General features: G+C 53.3%; 24 protein-coding genes. 19 read left to right on the top strand and 5 right to left on the bottom strand.

Features of this window, described 5'->3' with window-relative positions; genetic code table 11:
- Position 1 precedes the first annotated feature (1 nt).
- The 3 genes from cydC (at position 2) to infA (ending at position 2,820) form a co-directional block, all read left to right on the top strand.
- Positions 2–1,723: a heme ABC transporter ATP-binding protein/permease CydC gene (gene cydC / locus J1781_RS10100; protein WP_217220279.1), complete on the top strand. Its 1,722-nt coding sequence runs from the start codon at positions 2–4 to the stop codon at positions 1,721–1,723.
- Between the two features lie 50 nt (positions 1,724–1,773).
- On the top strand, positions 1,774–2,508 hold the full coding sequence (gene aat / locus J1781_RS10095) for a leucyl/phenylalanyl-tRNA--protein transferase (RefSeq protein ID WP_129952472.1): 735 nt from the start codon (positions 1,774–1,776) through the stop codon (positions 2,506–2,508).
- A 93-nt stretch (positions 2,509–2,601) separates the two neighbouring features.
- On the top strand, positions 2,602–2,820 hold the full coding sequence (infA, locus tag J1781_RS10090; protein WP_002211347.1) for a translation initiation factor IF-1: 219 nt from the start codon (positions 2,602–2,604) through the stop codon (positions 2,818–2,820).
- Between the two features lie 221 nt (positions 2,821–3,041).
- Here infA and clpA read toward each other — a convergent pair whose 3' ends face one another.
- Both clpA and clpS read right to left on the bottom strand, forming a co-directional pair.
- Positions 3,042–5,324 carry an ATP-dependent Clp protease ATP-binding subunit ClpA gene (gene clpA, locus J1781_RS10085; protein ID WP_120506948.1) on the bottom strand — a complete coding sequence of 761 codons (2,283 nt, stop codon included), beginning with the start codon at positions 5,322–5,324 and terminating at the stop codon, positions 3,042–3,044.
- A gap of 27 nt (positions 5,325–5,351) precedes the next feature.
- Entirely contained in the window at positions 5,352–5,672 is a 321-nt protein-coding gene (gene clpS / locus J1781_RS10080) for an ATP-dependent Clp protease adapter ClpS (protein WP_013574769.1), read from the bottom strand.
- Positions 5,673–6,065: 393 nt separating this feature from the next.
- Here clpS and cspD point away from each other — a divergent pair, with 393 nt between their 5' ends.
- Positions 6,066–6,287, top strand: coding sequence for a cold shock-like protein CspD (gene cspD / locus J1781_RS10075; RefSeq protein WP_015696601.1), 222 nt, complete (start codon positions 6,066–6,068; stop codon positions 6,285–6,287).
- A 292-nt stretch (positions 6,288–6,579) separates the two neighbouring features.
- Positions 6,580–7,569 carry a VirK/YbjX family protein gene (locus J1781_RS10070; RefSeq protein ID WP_217233501.1) on the top strand — a complete coding sequence of 330 codons (990 nt, stop codon included), beginning with the start codon at positions 6,580–6,582 and terminating at the stop codon, positions 7,567–7,569.
- Here the strand turns inward: J1781_RS10070 and J1781_RS10065 are convergent.
- Positions 7,566–9,299 (bottom strand): ATP-dependent endonuclease, encoded by a 1,734-nt coding sequence (locus J1781_RS10065; RefSeq protein WP_129952470.1) that lies wholly within the window; start codon positions 9,297–9,299, stop codon positions 7,566–7,568. The two genes, J1781_RS10070 and J1781_RS10065, sit on opposite strands and share 4 nt — an antisense overlap.
- Positions 9,300–9,488: 189 nt before the next feature.
- Between J1781_RS10065 and J1781_RS10060 the strand changes: the two genes are divergently transcribed.
- The 7 genes from J1781_RS10060 (at position 9,489) to J1781_RS10030 (ending at position 18,948) form a co-directional block, all read left to right on the top strand.
- Positions 9,489–10,388: a LysO family transporter gene (locus J1781_RS10060; protein WP_129952469.1), complete on the top strand. Its 900-nt coding sequence runs from the start codon at positions 9,489–9,491 to the stop codon at positions 10,386–10,388.
- A 165-nt stretch (positions 10,389–10,553) separates the two neighbouring features.
- Positions 10,554–12,206, top strand: coding sequence for a hydroxylamine reductase (hcp, locus tag J1781_RS10055; RefSeq protein ID WP_129991230.1), 1,653 nt, complete (start codon positions 10,554–10,556; stop codon positions 12,204–12,206).
- 6 nt (positions 12,207–12,212) lie between these two features.
- Entirely contained in the window at positions 12,213–13,226 is a 1,014-nt protein-coding gene (gene hcr / locus J1781_RS10050; protein ID WP_217233500.1) for an NADH oxidoreductase, read from the top strand.
- A gap of 179 nt (positions 13,227–13,405) precedes the next feature.
- Positions 13,406–15,127 (top strand): ubiquinone-dependent pyruvate dehydrogenase, encoded by a 1,722-nt coding sequence (poxB, locus tag J1781_RS10045; protein ID WP_129952466.1) that lies wholly within the window; start codon positions 13,406–13,408, stop codon positions 15,125–15,127.
- A 76-nt stretch (positions 15,128–15,203) separates the two neighbouring features.
- Positions 15,204–16,217, top strand: coding sequence for a low-specificity L-threonine aldolase (gene ltaE, locus J1781_RS10040; protein ID WP_217233499.1), 1,014 nt, complete (start codon positions 15,204–15,206; stop codon positions 16,215–16,217).
- A gap of 84 nt (positions 16,218–16,301) precedes the next feature.
- Positions 16,302–17,756: a DUF2867 domain-containing protein gene (locus tag J1781_RS10035; protein WP_217158874.1), complete on the top strand. Its 1,455-nt coding sequence runs from the start codon at positions 16,302–16,304 to the stop codon at positions 17,754–17,756.
- 157 nt (positions 17,757–17,913) lie between these two features.
- Positions 17,914–18,948, top strand: a complete 1,035-nt coding sequence (locus J1781_RS10030) for a 3-beta-hydroxysteroid dehydrogenase (RefSeq protein ID WP_217220151.1) — start codon at positions 17,914–17,916, stop codon at positions 18,946–18,948.
- A 22-nt stretch (positions 18,949–18,970) separates the two neighbouring features.
- On the opposite strand, the gene J1781_RS10025 is transcribed toward J1781_RS10030, so the two are convergent.
- Together J1781_RS10025 and J1781_RS10020 are read right to left on the bottom strand one after the other, a co-directional pair.
- Positions 18,971–19,804, bottom strand: a complete 834-nt coding sequence (locus tag J1781_RS10025; RefSeq protein WP_217158851.1) for an N-acetylmuramoyl-L-alanine amidase — start codon at positions 19,802–19,804, stop codon at positions 18,971–18,973.
- A gap of 11 nt (positions 19,805–19,815) precedes the next feature.
- Positions 19,816–20,142, bottom strand: coding sequence for a heavy metal-binding domain-containing protein (locus J1781_RS10020; protein WP_013574757.1), 327 nt, complete (start codon positions 20,140–20,142; stop codon positions 19,816–19,818).
- Between the two features lie 188 nt (positions 20,143–20,330).
- Here J1781_RS10020 and J1781_RS10015 point away from each other — a divergent pair, with 188 nt between their 5' ends.
- The 7 genes from J1781_RS10015 to cdd all read left to right on the top strand — a co-directional run bounded on the left by J1781_RS10015 (position 20,331) and on the right by cdd (position 26,050).
- Positions 20,331–20,912, top strand: a complete 582-nt coding sequence (locus J1781_RS10015) for a lipoprotein (protein WP_129952462.1) — start codon at positions 20,331–20,333, stop codon at positions 20,910–20,912.
- A gap of 209 nt (positions 20,913–21,121) precedes the next feature.
- Positions 21,122–21,850 carry an arginine ABC transporter ATP-binding protein ArtP gene (gene artP, locus J1781_RS10010; protein ID WP_129952782.1) on the top strand — a complete coding sequence of 243 codons (729 nt, stop codon included), beginning with the start codon at positions 21,122–21,124 and terminating at the stop codon, positions 21,848–21,850.
- Positions 21,851–21,897: 47 nt separating this feature from the next.
- Positions 21,898–22,629, top strand: a complete 732-nt coding sequence (gene artJ / locus J1781_RS10005; RefSeq protein ID WP_013574754.1) for an arginine ABC transporter substrate-binding protein — start codon at positions 21,898–21,900, stop codon at positions 22,627–22,629.
- A gap of 12 nt (positions 22,630–22,641) precedes the next feature.
- On the top strand, positions 22,642–23,358 hold the full coding sequence (artQ, locus tag J1781_RS10000) for an arginine ABC transporter permease ArtQ (protein ID WP_129952461.1): 717 nt from the start codon (positions 22,642–22,644) through the stop codon (positions 23,356–23,358).
- A complete protein-coding gene (gene artM, locus J1781_RS09995; RefSeq protein WP_129952460.1) occupies positions 23,358–24,026 on the top strand; it encodes an arginine ABC transporter permease ArtM in 669 nt (222 codons plus the stop codon). Before artQ ends, artM begins: the two co-directional genes overlap by 1 nt.
- A gap of 230 nt (positions 24,027–24,256) precedes the next feature.
- On the top strand, positions 24,257–24,991 hold the full coding sequence (locus tag J1781_RS09990; protein ID WP_217139078.1) for an arginine ABC transporter substrate-binding protein: 735 nt from the start codon (positions 24,257–24,259) through the stop codon (positions 24,989–24,991).
- Positions 24,992–25,165: 174 nt separating this feature from the next.
- Positions 25,166–26,050 carry a cytidine deaminase gene (gene cdd, locus J1781_RS09985; RefSeq protein ID WP_129952458.1) on the top strand — a complete coding sequence of 295 codons (885 nt, stop codon included), beginning with the start codon at positions 25,166–25,168 and terminating at the stop codon, positions 26,048–26,050.
- Positions 26,051–26,135: the final 85 nt, after the last annotated feature.

Below are 26,135 nucleotides of genomic sequence, written 5' to 3'. Positions count from 1 at the left end.
CATGAAAACCCTTCTGCCTTATCTCGCCCTGTACCGCCGCCACGGGTTCCGTTTGTCACTGGGCGTCATTCTGGCTATCGTCACCTTACTGGCGAGCATCGGCCTGCTGACGCTTTCCGGCTGGTTCCTGGCGGCCTCTGCGGTGGCCGGTATCGCCGGTTTATACAGCTTCAACTACATGCTTCCCGCCGCCGGTGTACGGGGTGCCGCCATATTTCGTACCGCAGGTCGCTACGCCGAACGTCTGGTCAGTCACGACGCGACCTTCCGCGTGCTGGCGCATTTGCGGGTGTTCACTTTCACAAAAATCATGCCGTTGTCGCCGGGCGGCATTGCGCATTTCCGTCAGGCAGATCTGCTCAACCGTCTGGTCGCTGATGTCGATACGCTCGATCACTTATACCTTCGGGTAATATCTCCGCTGGTAAGTGCACTGGTTATCATCATCCTTGTGACAGCGGGCCTGAGTTTCCTTGACCTGAAGCTGGCGCTGACGCTGGGTGGGATTATGCTGGTGCTGATGCTGATCCTGCCGGTGATTTTCTATCGTGCAGGAAAACCCGCAGGCCGCGAACTGACGGCGCTGCGCAGTGACTACCGGATGCAACTGGCTTCGTGGTTACAGGGGCAGTCTGAACTGGTGGTTTTCGGCGCTCAGCCACGTTTCCGCCAGCAACTCAATGATATCGAACAGCGATGGATGTTGCGCCAGCAACAGCAGGCAAAACTTACCGGTTTATCGCAGGCTATGGTGATTGCGGCGGCCGGTCTGACTGTCACACTGATGCTGTGGCTGGCGGCAGGAGGCATCAGTGAATTTCCGCAACCGGGCGCGCTGATTGCACTGTTTGTCTTCACCCCGCTGGCGGCATTCGAAGCGCTGGGACCTGTAGCCGCCGCATTCCAGCATCTCGGTCAGGTTATCGCCTCAGCTCAGCGTGTCAGCCAGATCATCGATCAGCCTGCCGATGTGACCTTCCCGTCACAAGGCCCGCTGGCTGGTGAACAGATCAGCCTGTCGCTGAAAAAGGTGAATTTCACTTATCCTGGTCAGCCTTTGCCGGTTCTCAAAAATATTACGCTGGATATCCGCGCCGGTGAGCATATCGCCCTGCTCGGCCAGACCGGTTGTGGTAAATCCACCCTGCTGCAATTGCTGACCCGTGGCTGGGATATCAGCAGCGGGTCACTGGAAATCAACGGCCATGCCATTGAGGGCTACGACGAAGCCACGCTGCGCACAATGATCACGGTGGTCAGCCAGCGTGCGCATGTCTTTAATAACACGCTGCGTGAAAACCTGCGCCTGGCGGCACCGCAAAGCACCGATGAACAAATTGCGGACGCGTTGAGACAGGTTGATTTACATAAACTTTTAGAAAACGAAGGTCTGAACGCCTGGCTCGGTGAAGGCGGACGTCAGCTTTCCGGCGGCGAACAGCGCCGGATCGGACTGGCCCGTGCGTTATTGCATAATGCACCCCTCTGGTTGCTGGATGAACCGACGGAAGGGCTGGATGCAGAAACAGAACAGCATATTTTGGCTCTGCTGCATAAACATTGTCAGAATAAGACGCTACTCTTAGTGACGCACCGTTTGCACGGTCTGGAAGCCCTCGACAGGATATGCGTAATGGAAGAGGGGCAGATTGTTGAACAAGGTGATCACCAGACGTTAGCCGCGGCACAAAGTCGTTATGCCAGATTCCTCGCCCGCGCCTGAGGTGGTTGTTTATGGTTTACGGCGGACCTGTCCGCCGGATAAGGAGATCTATGCGGTTAGTTAAGCTTGAGGCCAATTCAGTGAATTTCCCGGCGCCTGAAACTGCATTGCAGGAGCCGAATGGCCTGCTGGCTATCGGAGGCGATCTCACCGCCCCCCGTCTGCTTTCCGCTTATCAGCATGGCATTTTTCCCTGGTTCGAGCCCGGAGAGATGATCCTCTGGTGGTCGCCTGACCCGCGCGCGATTTTGGTTCCCGGAGAACGCCATGCCAGCCGCAGTCTGAAACGTTTTATGCGCAAGATGCCGTTCCGTTTCACCCTCAATCAGCAGTTTGAGCGGGTGATTCATGCCTGCGCCATGCAGCGTGAAGATGGCACCTGGATCGGGCCGCTGGTACAGCGCGGGTATCAGGAATTGCATGAAGCCGGGCGCGCGCACTCGGTAGAAGTCTGGGAAGGTGATGAGCTGGTTGGCGGTTTATATGGCGTTTCTGTTGGCAAATTATTTTGCGGCGAGTCGATGTTCAGCCGCCGGGAAAATGCCTCCAAATGCGCGCTTATGCTTTTTTGCCAACATTTTTCCCGCAATGGTGGAGAACTGATTGACTGTCAGGTGCTCAACCCTCACACTGCGTCGCTGGGTGCGAGAGAGATCCCCCGCCGCCAATTTTTGCAGCAGTTATCCGAACTTTCACAACATGCGTTAGCGCCGGATTGCTGGTTGCCACAAGACTTATCCCCACATGATGAAGACCTGCCGGTGTTCCCGAAGGATAGGGAATAGGTGCGGTCATGGACCATACTTCTTTACATAATGTGGGTTTTTCGGCATTATCTTGCCGGTTAAAAACTATGGTAGTTAGACCTAGAGGATTCGATGGCCAAAGAAGACAACATTGAAATGCAAGGCACCGTACTTGATACGCTGCCAAACACTATGTTCCGCGTAGAATTAGAAAACGGACACGTAGTTACCGCTCACATCTCCGGTAAAATGCGTAAGAACTACATCCGCATCCTGACGGGCGACAAAGTCACTGTAGAGCTGACCCCGTACGACCTGAGCAAAGGCCGCATTGTCTTCCGTAGCCGTTAATAAGCGGCTCACTCATCGCTGATTTTCCGGCGATACCTGAGGATACCCTCTTCGCCCTTCCTGCTGTTGCAAGGGCGTTTTGTGGTATCCGCAATCCGGCATTTTGTTCCATTATCCTTTCTGAAATCCCTCACTAATTACTGCAATTAAACACAGAGTTTCAGAAAGAAAAAAGGCGATGTTTTCACATCGCCTTTTGTTTTTTCATGCTTTATGAAAAATTAATGCACCGCACCTTCCGGTTTTTTCTTCTGCGCACTCATGAAGTGATAAGTGAGCTTGTCAGCAGCCTTATCCAGTGCAACCGAGACGGAACCCCCGTCTACCAGTGAGCCAAACAGCAGCTCGTTGGCGAGTGGTTTTTTCAGGTTTTCCTGAACGGTACGGGTCATCGGACGTGCACCCATCGCACGGTCGTAGCCTTTCACTGTCAGCCAGTCGCGAGCCTCGTCACTGACTTCCAGAGAAACGCCTTTCGCATCCAGCTGCGCCTGCAGTTCGACGATAAATTTGTCGACAACCTGCTGGATAACTTCCGTAGACAGATGGTTGAACCAGATCACATTGTCCAGACGGTTACGGAATTCCGGCGTAAAGGTCCGTTTGATCTCTTCCATCGCATCCGGGCTGTTATCCTGATGCACCAGACCAATCGATTTACGTTCCGTTTCGCGAACACCGGCGTTAGTGGTCATCACCAGGATCACGTTACGGAAATCTGCTTTACGGCCGTTGTTATCGGTCAGCGTACCGTTGTCCATGACCTGCAGCAGCAGGTTGAAGACATCCGGGTGTGCCTTCTCGATTTCATCGAGCAGCACGACGGCGTGAGGATGTTTAATCACCGCATCCGTGAGCAAACCGCCCTGATCAAAACCAACATAGCCCGGAGGTGCACCGATCAAACGGCTGACCGTATGACGTTCCATGTATTCAGACATATCAAAACGCAACAGTTCGATATCCAGCGCTTTCGCCAGCTGAACGGTCACTTCGGTTTTCCCTACACCCGTCGGACCGGCGAAAAGGAATGAACCGACAGGCTTATGATCCTGACCCAGACCGGCACGACTCATCTTGATGGCTTCAGTCAATGCTTCGATGGCCGGATCCTGTCCGAAGACCAGCATTTTCAGACGGTCGCCCAGGTTTTTCAGCACATCACGGTCGGTTGCAGACACCGTTTTTTCAGGGATACGGGCAATACGTGCCACGACGCTTTCAATATCGCTGACATTGACGGTTTTCTTGCGCTTGCTGACCGGCATTAACCGGCTGCGTGCGCCTGCTTCGTCAATCACGTCGATGGCTTTGTCCGGCAGGTGGCGGTCATTAATGTATTTAACCGACAGCTCAACCGCCGCACGCACCGCTTTCGCGGTATAACGCACATCGTGATGCGCTTCGTATTTGGTTTTCAGGCCGTTAATGATCTGGACGGTTTCTTCAACGCTTGGCTCAGTAATATCAATTTTCTGGAAACGACGCGCCAGGGCACGGTCCTTTTCAAAAATATTGCTGAACTCCTGATAAGTTGTCGAACCGATCACCCGGATTTTACCGCTCGACAGCAACGGTTTAATGAGGTTTGCCGCATCCACCTGACCACCGGACGCCGCACCGGCACCAATAATCGTGTGGATTTCATCAATAAACAGAATGCTGTTCTTATCCTGCTCCAGCTGTTTGAGCAGAGATTTGAAACGTTTTTCGAAATCGCCGCGGTATTTCGTTCCCGCCAGCAACGAACCAATATCCAGAGAATACAGGGTACAATCGGCCATGACTTCAGGCACATCGCCCTGCTCGATTCGCCATGCCAGCCCTTCAGCAATGGCTGTTTTGCCAACGCCGGATTCACCCACCAGCAGCGGGTTATTTTTACGACGACGGCAGAGCACCTGAATGGCGCGCTCCAGTTCTTTATCACGGCCAATCAGCGGATCGATACCACCTACACGCGCTAACTGGTTAAGATTAGTGGTGAAGTTCTCCATACGATCTTCCCCTGCCGACTGTTCTTCGTTAACTGGGTTTTCCGCATTGTTTTGCGCCTGGCTGCCCGATTCATCTTTACGGGTACCGTGCGAGATAAAGTTCACCACATCAAGGCGGCTGACATCATGTTTGCGCAGTAAGTAGGCTGCCTGAGATTCCTGCTCGCTGAAAATTGCGACCAGAACGTTGGCGCCGGACACTTCACTGCGGCCAGAAGATTGCACGTGGAATACCGCACGTTGCAGAACGCGCTGGAAACTCAGCGTAGGCTGGGTGTCACGTTCTTCTTCACTGGCAGGTAAGGTAGGTGTGGTTTGCTCGATGAAGGCTTCCAGTTCCTGGCGCAGGGCCACTAAATCCACTGTACAAGCTTCAAGCGCTTCACGGGCAGCAGGGTTGCTGAGCAGTGCCAGCAACAGGTGCTCCACGGTCATAAACTCATGCCGGTGCTCACGGGCTCTTGCGAAAGCCATGTTGAGACTGAGTTCAAGTTCTTGATTGAGCATAGGCACCTCCCAAATAGATTGCCTTAATCAGGCTTTTTCCAGCGTACACAGCAACGGATGCTCATTCTCCTTGGCGTACTCATTTACGTGTGCGACCTTGGTTTCCGCGACTTCGGCGGTATAAACGCCGCATATCGCTTTACCTCTGTAGTGCACCTGGAGCATCAGTTGCGTTGCACGTTCAATATCATAAGAAAAGAACTTTTGCAGAACGTCAATCACAAATTCCATTGGAGTGTAATCGTCGTTGTTTAATATAACTTTATACATAGATGGCGGTTTTACCTCATCCTTTTGCTTATCCGCCGCCAAATGTTCGAAATTTAACCAGTCTTGATTGTTACCCATTGCCTGTTCATCACCTGTGAAGATCGTATTGGAAGCCAAATACATAAACGGGAAGGCCTTCTGCAGAGCCTCACGCTGTTATTCCTGTATTTTACCATCTCTGGCCTCACCTTGCCGCTGCACAAAATGTCTGCGTGCATCAGATAACGCTGGTCGAAAATTAACAAAATATGTCAATAGCGTTACCTGCTTCAAACTTTGGTTATCTGCTCCCCCGCCACAAATGCCGTTTCCTTGACGTCTAACTCTATTCCACTAGAGTGTAAATTCGTGAGCTGAACGGAGTTTAAGCCGGCCTGAACAGACGCTTATCCGCTGTGTTCCGGCCTTCGTGCTCACTCAACTGGCTTTATCTATTTACTACCAGACTAGTCATGAGAGGGATGTAGAAGCATGCAGACGGGTACTGTTAAATGGTTCAATAATGCTAAAGGCTTTGGCTTCATTTGCCCGCAAAATGGCGGTGAAGACATCTTCGCTCACTACTCCACTATCCAGATGGAGGGATACCGGACACTGAAGGCCGGCCAGCAGGTCAATTTCGACGTTCATGAAGGCCCAAAGGGGAATCATGCCAGTCTCATTATCCCGGTGGAAAGTGAAGCGGTCGCCTGACCGGTTCAGCATCACGCATCAGATAACGCTTCAACTGCAAATGCCGGTCAATCACTGACTGGCATTTTCATTTATGGGGGAGAATGCTTCCGGCTTCAAGCCCTCAGCGTGAAAAAAAGTACATTTTTTAGACACCAATTGCTAAGACATGACATATAACGAAGTAAGTCTAAACATAATCTCAACAAATCACGTTCTATTTCTCCCTAATTCACGCCGTTGTACACCCGTTTATTCTTGGCCTGATGAAATAGCCACTACAAAACTCTGGCTTATAACAACAGGTATTTCCATGACTACTTTCGGCTACCCTTCCGTAGAAAAGGCGCCACTTTCCGGCCTTCAGTTAATGAAAGCATTGCTCTCCCGTCAGATAACGCCCGGGCCGTCATGGGAATTACCGCGCTATCGCTTAAAATTCCTTTTCCGCACGCTGATCAATCCGTACAGAACGTTCGGATTACTCAGTTACCTGGCACAACACCCGCAGCGCGACGAGATCCTGACCGCGATGCCAGGCCTGCCGTGTAAATTACACCGGGTATATCAGGCAGCAAATATCACGCAGGAACAGGCAATGAAACGTATCACCGATCATTACGATATGATTGGCCACTGTCTGCCTGAAGCGATTAATCATGGCTATCTGAATAAAAAAACGATGGCCATTGCCACGGTGACCGGCAAAGAAGGACAGCATTTTTCTGTCACTTTTAATGCCATCAGCCGTTTGGATAAAGAAGGGGAAGCCACGCTGACCTTTAATAATCCTCAGGGTGAACCGATTGCGATTGTGACGTTCTCGTTTATCAACTATCAGGACCGTCCGACGCTGTTCATCGGTGCATTGCAGGGACCCCGCGCGCATGTCGATCATCAGGAAATTCAGATTGCGACCAAAGCCTGCCACGGCTTATTCCCTAAACGCCTGGTGATTGAAGCACTGACCACCCTTGCGGATGTGACTGGCATGAAGCAAATCATCGCGGTGGGTAATCACACCCATATCTATGAAAATCCGCGTTACAAAAAACGCAAAGGAATGGTGTTTGCCGATTACGACAGTTTCTGGGAAACCCTGGACGCCAAACCGGGCGATGATGGCTACTTCCACTTACCGTCGCAAATTGCCCACCGCCCGCTGGAAGAAATTGCCAGTAAACGACGCTCGGAATACCGTCGCCGTTACCAGCTGTTAGACGATCTGGAAACGCAGATCCGTCAAACTTTCTCCGGCGGTCATGGTCATCCGGTGCTGACTGAAAACAGCCAGGCTGCTTAATCTGCCCTGCCGCGTGCCAGCCATGCCACGCGGGAAAACATTTGCCGCAACAGCGCAGGGATCGACGAGGTTCCCCTCAGTGACGCCGCAAGTGCCACATCAATCGCCAGATCCGGTTTCGAACTGCGGTGAATCGCTTTATCGATAATTCTTCTCGGCGACATCGGCACATTGGCCGGTATCGCCGCATTTTTGCGATAAACGTCTTCGAAACCGTCACGATACAGGAAATGTTCGATGTCCTGAGTGGGTAACGCTGTCAGACGGTAACGCAGCGTATCGTCGTGGTTTTCGACATTAGCAATCACAGTTGCCGCATATTTGCGCCCTGCCTCGTCACCGTCGACCAGCGCATGCCATTCAATACCCATGTGCCGGGCAAAGCGTAGCAAAGGCTTCAGGCCGCACTGCGCAAACTCGATAACCTTGATCCCTTCCGATTCAAAATGATAGCCACACTGGCGCGCCAGCTGATTCAGCAGCCAGACTTCGGTTTCGCCTTCCACCAGCAACCAGCACCGGGCGAATAACGACGAGGGGCGGTTAAAGCGGATATGGAAAGCGATGCGGCGGCTGTCTTCCATGCTTAACCCTTCCGGCCCGATGGCGTAAGCCGCGACGCGACCGGACTCACGCACCAGCCGGCATATTTGCTCAACCGGCACCAGCGACAGCAAATCACCGGAATTGGTCGTGGTAATGCGTTGCAATGGCAACTGATCCAGTAATCCCCAGGCCACTGACAACATGATCGGATGCAAACGGGTTTCGGGGTCTTCAATGAGTAACAGCGGCCGTGCATCCGGGTGCAGTACCACCGAGCCTTTGGCCTGTAATAATGTCGAGAACATGCCAAGCAACATCACCCGCATACTGCGGCTGTTGGGTTCGGCAATCATACGATTGATGTTATCCAGTGAACGCCAGGCACGGCGGCTCTCCGCGCGGCCATGACGCTTTTGCTGCCACGGCGCGCTGCTGGAAGTGCCCTGCTCGGCAAAATAATGCTCCAGCAACTGTCGCATCGCCGAAAGGCCGCTGCGCAGCTCGCTGTTTTTCAGGGTCTGCGGACTGTGAACCAACTCGCGCGTCAGTTCATCCAGCTGTTTTGCCAGTTCTTCATTATTGGCTGCCAGCCTTGGTGCCAGTGTTTCACTGCGCAGGCGACGGATAAAGCGGGCATCGCGTAAACGTAATACCGGATTCAGACGGATCAGCGCCTGCGCCAGCGGATCTATTGTCACCAGGTTTAAAGGCTGACCATTCGACGACAGGAAACTGCGCAGCGTCATCACACTGCCATCATCGTCCAGTTCACCTTCCAGCCGGTAATAAATACGGTTCAGTTTGTCAGCACATTTAACCCAGAGCGGTGACAGCGGATTAAAACGGGGCGACATGTGATGCCCGGCCTGATTCTCACAGAAGGTAAACACTACGTGCAGATACTGTGATTTAGATTCTTCTTCGCCCGCCGGGAAATAAAAATCCTCCTCCTTAAAGCAATACAGTTTGGGTTCGGGAGAAAGCAGCAAAGTTAACGCATCGAGCAGGCTGGATTTCCCCCAGGCATTCTCGCCGATTAACACCGTGTTGGTCAGAAAGGATTCGGCCTGCCCCTGATGAGAAGAACCGGTGATCGATGCGCCACGTTGCGCGGGCTGCGTCAGCGTCAAAGACAGGCGGTTAATCCCGCGAAAACCGACAATATCAATACGTTCCAGATACATCAGACGCCTCCTGTGCGCTCAAAGCTTTCCTGAGCATGGCGTTAAAAATTGGTTCAGGTCAAGCTCACAACGATATCTCTGTGTGCCAAAGCTGCTTTACAGTCAGATAACTTTTCGTTAGCGTGGCGGGCGGTATTTTCTGTACTGCGCTCTACTCACGGAACCTCACTTTTCAGGGACTTTTGCATCATGTACTCCGGGTTGTTAATTATTCTCCTGCCGCTGATTGCCGGCTATCTCATTCCGCTAAAAAACCGTGCCCTGTTGCATCTTGTAAACCAGTTACTGAGCTGGATGGTGTACGTCATCCTGTTCATTATGGGCGTCAGTCTGGCTTTCCTCGATAACCTCAGCGCGAATTTGGTACTGATTTTCAAATATGCCGCCGTCAGTTTCCTGTGCATCTTCGTGATGAACTATGCCGCGCTGTGGCTGCTGGAACGCCGCAGGCCCTGGAAAACACAGTATAAACAGGAAAAATTACCGTCCCGCATTCATATGGCGCTGGAATCACTGAAACTGTGCGGCGTGGTGGTCGGCGGTTTTGCCCTGGGTCTGACACAATGGCACTGGCTGACTTTCGCGTCGCAGGCCAGTGAAATTGCGCTGTTATTCCTGCTGGCACTGGTCGGTCTGCAACTGCGTAACAGCAGTATGACCCTGCGTCAGATTATCCTGAACCGGCGCGGCATGATGGTGGCGATAGTGGTGGCCCTCAGCGCACTGGCTGGCGGCGCTCTTGCCGCTCTGCTGTTGGGTTTACCACTGAAAACCGGGCTGGCCATCGCCTCCGGTTATGGCTGGTATTCGCTTTCCGGCATCGTCCTGACGGATTCTTTCGGACCGGTGATTGGCAGCGCGGCCTTCTTTAATGATCTGGCCCGCGAACTCTGCGCCATTATGCTGATCCCGACACTGGTGCGCCGCAGCCGTTCGACGGCACTTGGCTTGTGCGGCGCCACATCCATGGACTTTACCCTGCCGGTATTACAGCGCAGTGGCGGGCTGGATATGGTGCCTCCGGCCGTGGTACACGGATTTATCCTCAGCCTGATTGCCCCGGTCTTAATGGCCTTTTTCTCTGCCTGATCCCTGCCCGTCCCGTTGCCGTTGTGCAGCGGGAAACTCCCTCAAAAATTGCGATAAATCAACTCCGCATCACTTTGTCTTAAAAATCCCTTCAATTCTGTCTCAGCCGGTTCTAGGCTTGCATTAAAACAAGCATTTAAAATGCAACTTTAAAAGGACCTCCTTATGTTTTGTGTGCAATGTGAACAAACAGTCCGTACCCCGGCGGGCAATGGTTGCGCGTATGCGCAGGGTATGTGTGGCAAAACGGCAGAAACCTCTGATTTACAAGATTTACTGGTTGCGGTGTTAGAAGGGTTATCCGCCTGGGCACTGACCGCACGAGGCTATGGCATCATCGATGAAGAGATCGACAGCTTCGCGCCCCGCGCTTTTTTCTCCACACTGACCAATGTAAACTTCGATTCTGAGCGTATCGTCGGGTATGCCCGGGAAGCCATTCTTTACCGCGAATCGCTGGCTGTCCGCTGCCGTCTGACGGATCCGCAAGTCACCGTCAGTCACCCCCTAGCCTCACTGGAACTGGTCAGCAATAACCTCAGCGAGCTGCAACAACAGGCCGGGCAATTTGCGCTCAACGGTGACAAAGCGCAGATAGGCGATGACATTCACGGCCTGCGCATGCTGTGTCTGTATGGTCTGAAAGGTGCGGCCGCGTATATGGAGCACGCGCATGTTCTGGGTCAGTCCGATACCGCCCTTTACGCCGAATATCATCGTCTGATGGCCTGGCTGGGCACACAACCGTCGGACATGGGCGAACTGCTCGCAAACGCGATGGCTATCGGCAAAATGAACTTTGGCGTGATGGCCATTCTGGATAAAGGCGAAACCGACGCTTACGGACATCCGCAACCAACGGCAGTCAACGTCCGTCCGCTGGCAGGCAAAGCGATTCTGATTTCCGGTCACGACCTGAAAGATTTGCAGATGCTGCTTGAGCAAACTGCCGGCACCGGCATCAACATTTACACTCACGGCGAAATGTTGCCGGCGCACGGTTATCCCGAACTGAAAAAATTCCCGCATCTGGCCGGTAACTATGGCAGCGGCTGGCAAAATCAGCAGGTGGAATTTGCTAAATTCCCCGGTCCTGTCGTCATGACCTCAAACTGTATCATTGACCCGAACGTCGGCAATTATGGCGACCGGATCTGGACCCGCAGCATCGTCGGCTGGCCGGGCGTACAACATCTGGAAGGTGAAGACTTTGCACCGGTGATTGCGCAGGCGTTGCAGCTTGCGGGCTTCCGTTACAGCGAAATTGAGCAGGAAATTACCGTCGGCTTTGGCCGCCAGACATTACTCAGCGCGGCAGACACCGTGATTGATTTGGTTGCCGCCAAAAAACTGCGCCACATCTTCCTGATCGGCGGCTGTGACGGCAGCCGCGGTGAACGCAGCTACTTCACCGATCTGGCACGCAGCGTCCCCGAGGACTGCCTGATCATGACGCTGGCCTGTGGCAAATACCGCTTCAACAAACTGGATTTCGGTACACTTGAAGGCCTGCCTCGCCTGCTGGACGTCGGGCAGTGTAATGATGCTTATTCCGCCATTATTCTGGCCGTGAACCTGGCCGAGAAATTAGGCTGCGGCGTGAACGATTTGCCCCTGAGCCTGGTGCTGTCGTGGTTTGAACAAAAAGCGATCGTGATCCTGCTGACCCTCCTGTCACTGGGCGTAAAAAATATTGCCACCGGCCCGACAGCACCGGCCTTCCTTACCGAAAACCTGCTGACGATCCTGAATGAAAAATTTGGCCTGCGTGCAATTACCTCGGTTGAGCAGGATCTGAAAACCATGTTGCCGGAGTAAGCTGAAATGAATTTTCCCTTATTTCCCGATCAGCCGACCGCCTTGTGCCAGAACCGTATGCAGGTATATTCCGTCACGCAGGAAACGCCGGAGGTCCGCACGCTGTCGCTGATTAATCACGATGTGTATCCCTATCGTCCCGGCCAGTTTGCACTGGTGAATATTGGTCAGAGTGGCGACATACAGCGTGCCTACACGCTGTCCTCCACGCCGGGCAAGAGCCGTTTTATTCAACTGACGGTACGAAGCATTGAAGGCGGCGAAGGTTCGCAATGGCTGACACAGCAGATAAAAGCCGGTGATTATCTCTGGCTGAGCGATGCGCAGGGGGAATTTACCTGTGACACGGAACAGCCTTTATTACTGCTGGCGGCTGGCTGTGGCGTGACGCCGGTCATGTCGATTACACGCGATATTCTGGCGCATCATCCGGCACAAAGCGTAAAAGTTTTTTACAGCGTGCGCCGTCCGCAGGACATTATCTTTGCCGAAGAGTGGCAGCAACTGGCGGCTAAATATTCACAGCTGAACCTGACTATCCTGGCGGAACATGATGCCGCACCGGGGCACATCGCCGGGCGTCTGAGCAAGGACTTGCTGCACAGTCAGGTGCCGGATATCAATGAACGCCGGGTAATGATTTGTGGCCCTGCGCCTTATATGCAACTGGCCGGAGAATGGGCAAAAGCACTGGGTACCACGTCAGAAAATATCATTAAGGAACAGTTTCAGGCTGCGGAAACTGAAATATCGGCTGATCAGCAACTGACGCTGACCTGCCTGAAACCCTTACAGAATTACCGCGTACCGGTGGGCTCTGCTTTACTGGCTGCCATGGAACAGCATCATTTACCGGTGACCGCGGCCTGTCGTGCAGGTGTATGCGGCAGTTGTAAAACCCACATACTTTCCGGTGATTATCAGACGACCAGCCGCATGACGCTGACCGATGAGGAAGTCGCTCAGGGTTATGTGCTGGCCTGTAGCTGTCAGCTTCAGGGGGACGTCACCCTCGCCTGATCCCCGCACCTGCCGTCTGCCCGCACATGGCTTTTTACAGTCTGCTCGGGCAGATTTACAAATCTTCACCTCCCTCCTCTGTGTATTTTTGTATGGTTTAAGACTGAACATTCAAGGATGTAATCAGTGGACTATGCTTAATCCAGTCTTTTTTATGAAATTCACCGAGGGATATAAAGATGAAGCAGAGCGTAGCGTCATATCTGGCAAAAACTCTTGAAGCCGCAGGCGTAAAAAGGATCTGGGGCGTAACCGGCGATTCCCTGAACGGGCTAAGCGACAGTCTGAACCGCATGGGCACCATCGAATGGCTGGGCACGCGCCATGAAGAAGTGGCCGCCTTTGCCGCCGGTGCCGAAGCGCAAATTACCGGCGAACTGGCGGTTTGCGCCGGTTCCTGCGGGCCCGGTAACCTGCATCTGATCAACGGCCTGTTCGATTGCCATCGCAATCACGTCCCGGTGGTCGCCATTGCCGCACATATCCCGTCGAGTGAAATCGGCAGCGGTTACTTTCAGGAAACCCATCCCACCGAGTTATTCCGTGAATGCAGTCATTACTGCGAACTGATCAGTAATCCCGAGCAACTTCCTCAGGTACTGGCAATCGCCATGCGCAAAGCCATTCTTAACCGTGGTGTCTCAGTCATCGTATTACCGGGGGACGTGGCGCTCAGGCCTGCGCCGGAAGATGCCAAAGTCAGCTGGTATCCGCCCGTCTTGCCAAAAGTGACCCCGCAGCCGGCAGAACTGGAAAAGCTGGCCGGACTGCTGAACGGCGCAACCAACATTACGATGATGTGTGGCAGCGGCTGCGCAGGTGCGCACGACGAAGTGATTAAACTGGCGGAAACCCTGAAAGCGCCGGTGGTGCATGCCCTGCGCGGCAAAGAGCATATCGAGTGGGATAACCCGTACAGTGTTGGTATGACCGGGCTGATAGGTTTTTCTTCCGGTTATCATGCCATGCTTAATGCCGACACATTGATCCTGCTCGGCACGCAATTCCCGTATCGGGCGTTTTATCCGACCGATGCCAAAATCATCCAGATTGATATTAATCCGGGCAGTATCGGCGCACATTGCCATGTGGATATGGCGCTGGTCGGCGACATCAAATCGACCCTCACCGCACTGCTGCCGCAGTTACAGGTGAAAAATGAGCGCAAGTTCCTCGACAAGGCGCTCAGGCATTACGAAGAAGCCCGCAAAGACCTCGACGGGCTGGCGACGCCAAACGACAAGCAGCCGATCCACCCGCAATATCTTGCGCAGCAAATCAGTCGCTTCGCCGCTTCGGACGCGATTTTCACCTGCGACGTCGGCACGCCAACCGTCTGGGCCTGCCGTTACCTGCAAATGAACGGCCAGCGCCGCCTGCTCGGTTCGTTTAACCACGGCTCGATGGCCAATGCCATGCCGCAGGCGATTGGCGCACAGGCCATCGACCGTTCACGGCAAGTGGTTGCGCTGTGCGGTGACGGCGGCTTTGCGATGCTGATGGGCGATTTCCTGACGCTGGCACAGCAGAAACTGCCAGTGAAAATCATCATTTTCAACAACAGCGTACTGGGCTTTGTGGCAATGGAAATGAAATCCGGCGGTTACCTGACGGATGGTACCGAGCTGAAAAATCCGGATTTCGCCGCCATTGCCGAAGCCGCAGGCATCAAAGGCATTCGTGTCGAAAAAGCCTCAGACATCGACACCGCCCTGCAGGATGCGTTCGCTTACGAAGGACCGGTGCTGATTGATGTGATCACCGCCACTGAGGAACTGGCGATGCCACCGCAGATCAAATTTGAGCAGGCCAAAGGCTTCAGCCTGTACATGCTGCGCGCGGTGATCAGCGGTCGCGGCGACGAAGTGATTGAACTGGCAAAAACCAACTGGCTGCGATAACCCCGACAGGGCTATAGTGCATGATTAAATAATCATACCTGCCCCTTGAAGGGGCAATTACCAGAAGGAAGCCACGTTGATCGATTTACGCAGTGATACCGTAACCCGCCCCAGTGAAGCGATGCGTCAGGCTATGGCCCGCGCTGAAGTCGGCGATGATGTCTACGGCGATGACCCGACGGTCAACGCTTTGCAGGACATGGCAGCAAAACTGTGCGGTAAAGAAGCCGCGCTGTTTTTACCGACCGGTACGCAGGCCAATCTGGTGGCGTTACTGACGCATTGCCAGCGCGGTGAAGAATATATTGTGGGTCAGAAAGCCCACAACTATATGTACGAAGCGGGTGGCGCTGCGGTGCTTGGCAGCATTCAGCCGCAGCCTCTGGACATGGATGCTGACGGTTCTATCCCGCTGGATAAAGTCGCTGCCGCTATCAAACCGGATGATATTCATTTTGCCCGCACCCGCCTGCTCAGCCTGGAAAACACTCACAGTGGCAAAGTGCTTCCGCTGGATTACCTGCAAAAAGCATTCGCTTTCACCCGCGAAAAAGGGCTGGCACTGCATATCGACGGTGCGCGCATCATGAATGCGGCAGTGGCGCTTAACGTAGAATTGCGTGAGATAACCCAGTATTGCGACACCCTGACCATCTGCCTGTCGAAAGGTCTGGGTGCGCCGATTGGTTCCCTGCTGGTCGGCAGCAAAGAGTACATCGGGCGTGCGAACCGCTGGCGCAAAATGACCGGCGGCGGTATGCGCCAGTCCGGTATTCTGGCCGCAGCGGCGATTTACGCGCTGGAAAATAACGTTGCGCGTCTGAAAGATGACCACGACAATGCACAGTGGCTGGCACAGGAACTGCGTAAAATCGGCGTTGAAATCGCTGAGCCCGGTGCGCAAACCAATGTGTTATACATTAAACAAAGCGCGGAACTGGCAGCCCGAATGGGGCCATGGATGCAGGAACGCGGTGTGATCATCAGTGCGGGACCGGTCACACGGGTGCTGACGCATATCAATATCAGCCGTGAAGATCTGCAAAAAGTCGTGGCGCTGTGGCAGGAATTCCTGCGTCAGCACGCCTGACAGTCTGACCGGTTGGCGGCGATGCCTGCCCGGTATCGCCGTACTTTCTGCTTTATCTCCCTTACACTGACCGAGCAAATGGAAATGCCAATCACCACACACACTGGCCGGATCGTCGTTCTCGGTGCCAGCGGGTATATCGGACAACATCTGACGGCACATCTGAGCCGGCAAGGTTTTCAGGTCACAGCAGCCGCGCGTCGTATCGAATGGCTGCAACAGCAAAAATGGCCAAACGTGCGCTGCTGCTTCGCGGATGTCTATCAGAGTAAAACGCTGGCTGCCGCCTTCGAAGGCGCTGACGTACTGGTGTATCTGGTGCATGCCATGGCAGAAGATGATGATTTACTCGAAAAAGAACGGCAGGCGGCACAGCACACCCTTCTTGCACTGAAAGATTCCTCCATTAAGCACATTGTTTATCTCGGCTCGATGCAGCCCGAAGGTAACCATTCTGCGCACTTGCAGGCAAGAAAGCTGACGGGTGATTTACTGCGCATGAGCACGATCCCGGTGACAGAACTGCGTACCGGCATTGTGATTGGTGCGGGTTCTGCTGCCTTTGAAGTCATGCGTGACATGGTATACAACCTGCCGGTGCTGACACCGCCGCGCTGGGTTCGCTCGAAGTCCTCGCCTATCGCACTGGAAAATCTGCTTAATTACCTACAGGGGTTGGTAGCGCAGCCTGCCACAGAGAATCAGATTCTGGAGGCTGCAGGACCGGAATACCTCAGTTATCAGGCGCTGTTTAAACGCTTCATTGCGATGAGCGGTAAACGCCGCTGGCTGATCCCCGTTCCCCTGCCGACATCTTTTGTTTCGGTATATTTCCTCAGCCTGATCACCTCCGTTCCCACGTCGCTGGCAAAAGCGCTGATCCAGGGGCTGAACCACGATCTGCCCGCCGACAGTGAGAAACTGCAAAGGCTGATCCCGCAGACTCTGATCCCCATTGATGAGGCGATCCGCAGTACGCTGGAAAAAGAACAGCAACAAATCATGGATTCGCCGGACTGGGGATACGATCCTGACGCCCGCGCGCGCTGGCGGCCTGGCTACGGTTATTATCCGAAACAGGCGGGATTCACCCTGGAAACGTCGGCGTCAAAAGCTGCATTATGGAAAGTTATTCAGCAAACTGGGGGCGCTGAAGGGTATTTCTATGCCAACGGCTTGTGGAAAACGCGGGCACGGATCGACGATTTACTGGGCGGTGGCGTGACATACGGTCGCCCTGAACGGGATTTCCTGAAACCCGGCGATAAAATTGATGGCTGGAAAGTCATCGGGCTGAAACCGCAGCGGGAACTGGCGTTGTTATTTGGCATGAAGGCACCGGGAATCGGTCGTTTAACCTTCACGATTACCGACAACGGTGAAAGCCGCAGCCTGGATGTGCGTGCATGGTGGCATCCGGCGGGGTTCAGCGGACTGCTTTACTGGTTCAGTATGATGCCCGCTCATCAGTTTATTTTTCGTGGCATGGCAAAACGCATCGCCAGCCTTGCCCGGCAGAAAGACCGTTGCGGACGCTAAAGAGGGTCATTTAATCTGCTTTCAGACACAGCTTTCCCCCTTTCCCATTGCAACCCGCACAATTTCACGAAAGAATGGCACCCTTATTGCTCAGGGGTGCCAGAGCCCCTGACGCTGAAAACTATTTTTCTCTATTTTTGAAGGCATTGGCCTGTATATGAAGGTTTTGGTTACCGGTGCAAGTGGCGGTCTTGGACGAAATGCCGTTGAGTTTCTGCGAAATAAAGGCATCAAAGTCAGGGCGACAGGCCGTAATGCCGCCATGGGCTCGCTTTTGCAGAAAATGGGCGCAGAATTCATTCACGCCGATCTCACCACGCTGGTGTCTGCTCAGGCCAAAGCCCTGCTGGCAGACATCGATACCGTCTGGCACTGCTCAGGGCTGACGTCACCGTGGGGCAGTGAACAGGAATTCGAGCTGGCGAACGTGCGCGCCACACGACGTCTGGGCGAATGGTCCACCGCGTATGGCGTGGAAAACTTCGTGCATATTTCGTCACCGGCCATCTACTTCGATTTTCACCATCACCGCGATATCCGGGAAGACTTTCGCCCCCACCGTTTCGCCAACTCCTTTGCCCGCAGTAAAGCCGCCGGAGAACAGGTGATCCACACGCTGGCGTTGTCTAATCCACACACGCATTTTACGATTCTGCGCCCGCAGGGTATTTTCGGCCCGCATGACAACGTGATGTTGCCGCGTTTACTGCAAATGCTGAAATATGGCGGAACGCTGATGTTGCCTCGCGGCGGTGAAGCGCTGGTGGACATGACCTATGTCGGGAACGCGGTGCATGCCATGTGGCTGGCGACGCAATCACAGGCGACAGAATCTGGCCGCGCATTCAATATCACCAATCAGCAACCGCGTCCGCTGCGTACGCTGGTGAAACAGCTGATGGAAAATCTGGATATCAAATACCGCATCCGTTCAGTGCCGTATCCGCTGCTGGATATGATGGCCCGGGGTATGGAGCACATCAGCAAAAGCTCGCAGAAAGAACCGGTGCTGACGCATTACAGCGTGGCAAAACTGAATTTTGATCTCACGCTCGACACACAGCGTGCGCAGAAAGAACTGGGCTATGTGCCGGTGATTTCACTCGATCAGGGAATAATCCGTACCGCCGACTGGCTGCGTGATCATGGTAAACTTCAGGGGTTGCACGGCATCGGCCCGAAACGCGACTGACCGACATCTTCAGCCGCTGATGTCAGTCGTTCTTATCCGGAAACTGCTGTAATAACGCCCGGACAATCGCTTCGGTTTGAGCATCCGCATTGCCACGATAATCATTCTGGCGGAAATGCATCTGGAATGCCGCAATCACACGACGCTGCTGACGCGGCGTCATATTATCTTCCACTGAATATCCGTACGCTTTCAGCAACGCCAGCAACTGCGCCTGGCCGACAGGTTGCAGCGGATTACGTCCCGCCAGGTACTGATTCACACGCGCCGCATCCGGCCACGCGCCAATACCGCGTTCGGCCATCTCCTGCCACGGAAACAGCGGGCCGGGGTCATCTTTGCGCTGCGGCGCGATATCACTGTGCGCCACCACATTGCGCGGTTCTATCTGATAACGCGCAACAATTTCCTGGCTCAGATTAGCCAGTAAATCGATTTGCCCGGGTGGGAAAGGGTAGAATTTCTTGCCGAGCAAAGCGTTACTGTAGCCTTTGTTCTCCAGTTCTATTCCCACCGACGTATCATTGAGATTGGTTCGCCCGCGCCAGCCGCTGACGCCGGCATGCCAGGCGCGCATATTTTCCGGCACCAGTTGCCACGCCACCGGTTTACCCTCTTCAAGCGGCGGCTGTGCCGGGATCAGGTAATGTGCGCTGACGTGCTCATCTGTAAGCGTATTTAATGCGTTGTTGAAATCTTCCGCCGTGTAATGGATCACCAGAAAACGTATCCGCTGATCCGCGCCCTGCGCCTGTCTCGCCGTTTCCAGCCGGAACGGCGCATCAGCGTTCTGCTGGCTGGCGTGCTGACAACCGGCCAGCATGAACAATGCGGCAGTCAACAGGCCACGTTTCATACGCCGGCAGATCATTTGCGGTGCACAATCACTGCGGTGCCGGACACGCTGACCATCAGCATGCTGCTGTCTTTGCCCACGGTTTCATAATCAATATCAATACCGACAACCGCATTTGCCCCCCGCTCTTTGGCCTGTTCTTCCAGTTCACGGAAAGCAATCTCACGCGCCTTACGCAGCTCTTTTTCATAAGCGCCGGAACGTCCGCCAACGATATCGCGTACACCCGCGAAGAAATCGCGAAAGATGTTCGCCCCTAAAATCGCTTCGCCCGTGACTACGCCACAATATTCAGCGATGGTGAAACCTTCGAGAGTCGGGGTGGTAGAAATTTGCATGAGTATTCCTTATCAGTTGTCGTCCAGATCCTGGCAATAATGCCATTAATAGCATAAACCCTGCGCGCGCGATCCGGTTATTGCCTGTGACTGTTTTTCTCATCGCCATGCATTAAGCCAAATCGGTTTTATACTGTATGGTAAAGAACGTCATGGTGAAAATGTTCAATCTTTCAGTAAGGAATACAATGAAAAAGAAAACTCTCGTCGCCGTCATCCCGCTGGTGCTGATGTTAAGTGCCTGCACCACGGTAGAACCTGCCTATAAGGATATTGGTAGCCGCACCGCACCCTGTGTCGACGGCGGCCCTGACAGCGTTGCCCAGCAATTTTATGATTTTCGCATCAAACAAGGCGGCAGTGGATTACCCAATTCCAGCCAGCTTGCCGCGTACCGCCCTTATCTGAGCACTGCCTTGTATGATGCGCTGCTGAAAGCGCAGTCGCAGCCGAAAGTGGATATCGCTGCCTCACCGAACGAAAAAACCGGTGCTGGCTCAGGTGACGGCGACATTTTCTCCAGCTTGTTTGATGGCCCGACATCGGCCTCCGTTGACAGCGCCTCCAGCATTCCGAATACCGACGCCCGTAACATTCCCCTGCGAGTCACCTTCACGCATGAAAAAGACAAAGGCGCATCGACAAGCTGGAAAGATGAAGTGCTGATGGTCCGTGAGGGTAAATGCTGGACGGTAGACGATGTGCGGTACATGGCAAATCTCGATTTCGCTTCCAGCGGCACACTGCGCCAGGTTTTAGAACATCAGTAATCCCTTCTTTACGTAAAAAAGCGTATGCATCATGTTGGACGGCAATGAATTTCATCGCCGTTCAACATGTACCCTACAATTACGCAACAACATGTTGTGCTAAACTTTGGCATTCCTGCGGCAACACATAATTTTTAAGCCGCGATCGTTGCATAACTATGCTGTGGAAGTTACCATCTGCGGCATCAATGGCTATTCACTATTTGCGCATGAGTATTCAACTAAATAGCATCAACTGCTTCTACGGCGTGCATCAGGCGCTTTTTGACATTCAGCTGGACTGCCCCGCTGGTGAAACTCTGGTTTTACTCGGGCCAAGTGGTGCAGGCAAAAGCTCCCTGTTGCGGGTTCTGAACCTGCTGGAAATGCCGCGTTCGGGCACATTGCAGATCGCCGGTAACACCTTCGATTTCACCCGCAAGCCGGATGAAAAAGCCGTTCGCGAATTGCGTCAGAATGTCGGCATGGTCTTCCAGCAATATAATCTGTGGCCGCACCGCACCGTGCTCGACAACTTACTGGAAGCCCCGATACGTGTACTGGGGCTGACAAAAGAGGTCGCGATGCAACGTGCCCAGAAATTGCTGACCCGTCTGCGTCTGACCGATTACGCCGATCGTTTTCCGTTGCATCTTTCCGGTGGCCAGCAACAGCGTGTGGCTATTGCCCGTGCGCTGATGATGGAGCCTCAGGTTCTGCTGTTTGATGAACCGACCGCCGCGCTTGACCCGGAAATCACCGCCCAGATCGTCAGCATTATTCGCGAACTGGCCGGTACCGGCATTACTCAGGTTATCGTGACCCACGAAGTTGAAGTTGCGCGTAAAACCGCCAGCCGCGTGGTGTACATGGAAAATGGCCGCATTGTCGAGCAAGGCGATGCCTCCGTTTTCGCACAGCCGCAAACCAAAGAGTTTGCCAGCTACCTTTCCCACTAAACGGTCTTTCTATCAATATATTGATTGATGTTTCTACGGAGTTTGCGATGAAAAAATTAGTAATTGCCGCGGTTCTGGCTACCGTCAGTTTGTCTGCCAGCGCTGCTGATACCATCCGTTTCGCGATGGAAGCGTCTTATCCTCCGTTTGAGTTTGTAGACTCCAGCAATCAGATCCAGGGCTTTGACGTCGATCTGGCTAATGCCATGTGTAAAGAGATGCAGGCGACCTGTACGTTCACTAATCAGGCATTCGACAGCCTGATCCCAAGCCTGAAGTTCCGCCGTTTTGACGCGGTCATTTCCGGCATGGACATCACGCCAGAACGTCAGAAACAAGTGGCTTTCACCAACCCGTACTATGACAACTCTGCGATTTTCATCGCCCATTCTGGTCAGTTCACTGACGTTGCAGCACTCAAAGGCAAACGTGTCGGTATGCAAAACGGCACGACTCATCAGAAATACCTGATGGATAAGCACCCTGAAATCACTGCTGTTCCTTACGACAGCTATCAGAATGCCGTGCTGGATCTGAAAAATGGTCGTCTGGACGCCGTATTTGGTGACACCGCCGTGGTGAACGAATGGCTGAAACAAAACAAAAATCTGGCCGCTGTGGGTGACAAAATCACTGACCCGACCTACTTCGGTACCGGCCTGGGTGTTGCGGTTCGTCAGAACAATACGGAATTACTGACTAAACTGAATGATGCTCTGGCAAAAGTGAAAGCAGACGGCACTTACAAGACGCTGTATTCAAAATGGTTCCAGCAATAAGTTTGCCTATCAATGACTGAATTCCAACCTTTAGCAAGCGCCGCCGGGATGACCGTCGGCCTTGCCGTTTGTGCGCTGATCCTCGGCCTGGTGCTGGCGATGATCTTCGCCGTCTGGGAATCCGCGCCGTGGAAGCCGCTTAGCTGGCTCGGCACCGCGTGGGTAACCGTGCTGCGCGGTCTGCCGGAAATCCTGGTGGTGCTGTTCATCTATTTTGGTTCCTCGCAACTGCTGATGGTGCTGGCTGACGGCTTTAATATCAATCTCGGCCTGTTCGCTATTCCGGTCAAACTGCCCATCGAGAACTTTGAAGTCAGCCCGTTTGTGTGCGGGGTGATCGCGCTTTCTTTGCTGTATTCGGCTTACGCTTCACAGACTCTGCGCGGTGCACTGAAAGCCGTACCGCAAGGACAATGGGAATCCGGTCAGGTACTGGGCATGAAAAAATCGGCGATTTTCTTCCGTCTGATCATGCCGCAGATGTGGCGCCATGCGTTGCCGGGGCTGAGTAATCAGTGGCTGGTTCTGCTTAAAGATACCGCGCTGGTGTCGCTTATCAGCGTCAATGATCTGATGCTGCAAACCAAAAGCATTGCCACCCGCACGCAGGAGCCGTTTACCTGGTATGTGATTGCGGCGTGTATTTATCTGCTTGTCACCCTGTTCAGCCAGTTCGTGATTAAACGCATCGAACTGCGTACCACACGCTTTGAACGGAGTGCTTCCTGATGTGGGAATATTTACCTGAAGTTCTGAAAGGTTTGCACACCAGCCTGACGCTGACCGTGGCTGCGCTGCTTGTGGCGCTGCTGCTGGCGATGATTTTCACCGTTATGCTGACGCTGAAAGTGCAGATTGCCAGCCAGATCGTCAAAGGTTACATCACGCTGTTTACCGGTACACCGTTGCTGGTGCAGATCTTCCTGATTTACTACGGCCCCGGTCAGTTTCCATCGATCCGGGAGATTCCCTGGTTATGGGAGGTGCTGTCGCAGCCGTGGCTTTGTGCGATGTTTGCCCTGGCGCTGAACAGCGCGGCGTATACCACACAGCTGTTTACGGGTGCGGTACGTGCCATTCCGTCTGGTCAGTGGCAATCCTGCGAAGCGCTGGGCATGTCTAAACCACAGACCCTGCGCATTCTGTTGCCTTATGCCTTCAAGCGCGCATTGTCGTCATATTCTAACGAAGTGGTGCTGGTGTTTAAAAGTACCTCGCTGGCCTACACCATTACGCTGATGGATGTGATGGGCCACAGTCAGCTGATGTACGGGCGGACCTATGACGTGATGGTGTTCGGTGCCGCAGGGGTGGTTTATCTTTGTGTGAACGGGTTGCTGACCCTGATGATGCGCCTGATTGAGCGTCGCGCCCTGGCGTTTGAACGTCGCAACTGATACTGATAGCCAGATAGCACTCTGCAGGGACGAGAAATCGTCCCTTTTTTGTGTCTGAAAACCAGCCTCATTCCATTTTTATAGTTTTTTAATCAATTTTATTGCATATAAATTCATTTAGTGGCACTTTATCAGACGGTCTCACTTCCTGCCAGTTGCCAGATTAGAGTAATAAAATCAGTAAACTGTACCAAGAAGGGAATGTCATTTTTTAAACAGGAACGTATTGCATGAAAAAGCTGATCCTCGCTGCCCTCTTGTCTGCCAGTGCTTTTGCTGCCACCGCCGCTGATACTCTTCGTTTCGGCACTTCCGCCACGTATCCGCCGTTTGAATCGATCGGAGCTGATAACCAGATTATTGGTTTTGATATCGATCTGGCGAAAGCGCTGTGCAAGCAAATGCAGGAAACCTGTACTTTCACCAATCAGCCGTTTGATGGTCTGATCCCGGCACTGAAATTCCGTCGTTTCGATGTGATTATTTCCGGTATGGATATCACCGAAGAGCGCAGCAAACAGGTGACGTTCACCCAGCCTTACTATGCCAACACCGCGATGATCATCGGGCCGAAAGGCAAGTTCGCTTCTGTTGCGGACCTGAAAGGTAAACGCGTCGGCCTGGAGAATGGCACCACACACCAGAAATACCTGATGGAAAAGCATCCTGAAATCACCACGGTCGGCTACGACAGCTATCAGAATGCGATTCTGGATCTCAAGAGTGGTCGCCTGGACGGACTGTTAGGGGATACCGCGGTCCTGAACGGCTGGCTGAAATCCAATCCGAACCTGGGTGAAGTCGGTGAACTGATTAAAGATCCGCAATATTTTGGTACCGGCGTCGGCATGGCAGTGCGTCCTGATAATCAGGCACTGCTGGCGAAGCTGAACACGGCACTTGAAGAAATTAAAGCCAACGGCGAGTTCCAAAAGATCAATGACAAGTGGTTCCCGGCTCACTGATTCCCGCTTAAATCTCTTTTAACAGTCGTCTGAAAAGGCGGCTGTTATGCGTGATATCTCCCAAATATGCAACGAAGCAGAACTTATTACATCTAAAAAGTGATATTCGTCACACTACATTCATGGAATGACTTTTACACTGTTCAACCGTAATCACTGCGAGATCGAATGTTTATGCACGCACGTTTTCACACCGCCTTTGCGGCACTCCCTGAAAATTTATCCTCCGCCCTTGAGCCGTTTCTGCGACATGATGACTTCCCGGCAATGCTCACTGCGGCTGACGTTGCGCAGATAAAACAGGCGACCGGGCTGGACGATGGCGCGCTGGCATTTGCTCTGTTGCCTCTGGCCGCGGCCTGCTCCGTTACACCTATCTCTCATTTTAATGTGGGCGCAGTGGCGCGCGGCACGTCGGGTAACCTGTATTTCGGTGCCAATATGGAGTTTGCCGGTGCCCCCATGCAACAGACAGTGCATGCAGAACAGTCAGCGGTAACCCACGCCTGGTTGCGCGGTGAAACCCGTCTGGTGTCGATTACCGTGAATTACACCCCCTGCGGCCATTGCCGCCAGTTTATGAATGAGCTGGCCAGCGGCACGGCACTGGATATTCATCTGCCCGATCGTGATGTGGCAACACTTGGCGATTATTTGCCGCACTCCTTTGGCCCGAAAGATCTGGACATCACGACCCTGCTGATGGACCGGGTAAACCACGGTTATACACTGAAAGATGCTGACTCCCTGGCACTTATTGCGCTGGATGCCTGCAATCAAAGTCATGCACCTTACAGTAAGTCACACAGCGGTGTGGCGCTGGAAACGCACAACGGTAAGCAGTTCGGGGGACGTTATGCCGAAAATGCCGCGTTCAACCCGGGCCTTCCTCCGTTGCAAGCCGCGTTAATCCTGCTGAATATGTCAGGGGAAGATTGCCACAACGTTCGCCGGGCAATACTGGTTGAACAAAAAGAAGCGTTGATCACTCAAAACGATGCTACGCGTGCCACCTTAACAGCGCTGGGCTGCGAAGATATCACCACGCTGACCTGCTGATAATGTGAGCCGGTTAACACTAAAGGCTCCGTTTCCGGAGTCTTTAGTTACATAACATTTTCATTACATTTGTCATTTGTAATAC

Origin of the sequence: Rahnella perminowiae, from assembly GCF_019049695.1 — a bacterium.
GTDB classification, from domain to species: domain Bacteria; phylum Pseudomonadota; class Gammaproteobacteria; order Enterobacterales; family Enterobacteriaceae; genus Rahnella; species Rahnella perminowiae.
This window is presented reverse-complemented; position numbering and strand designations above follow the sequence as displayed.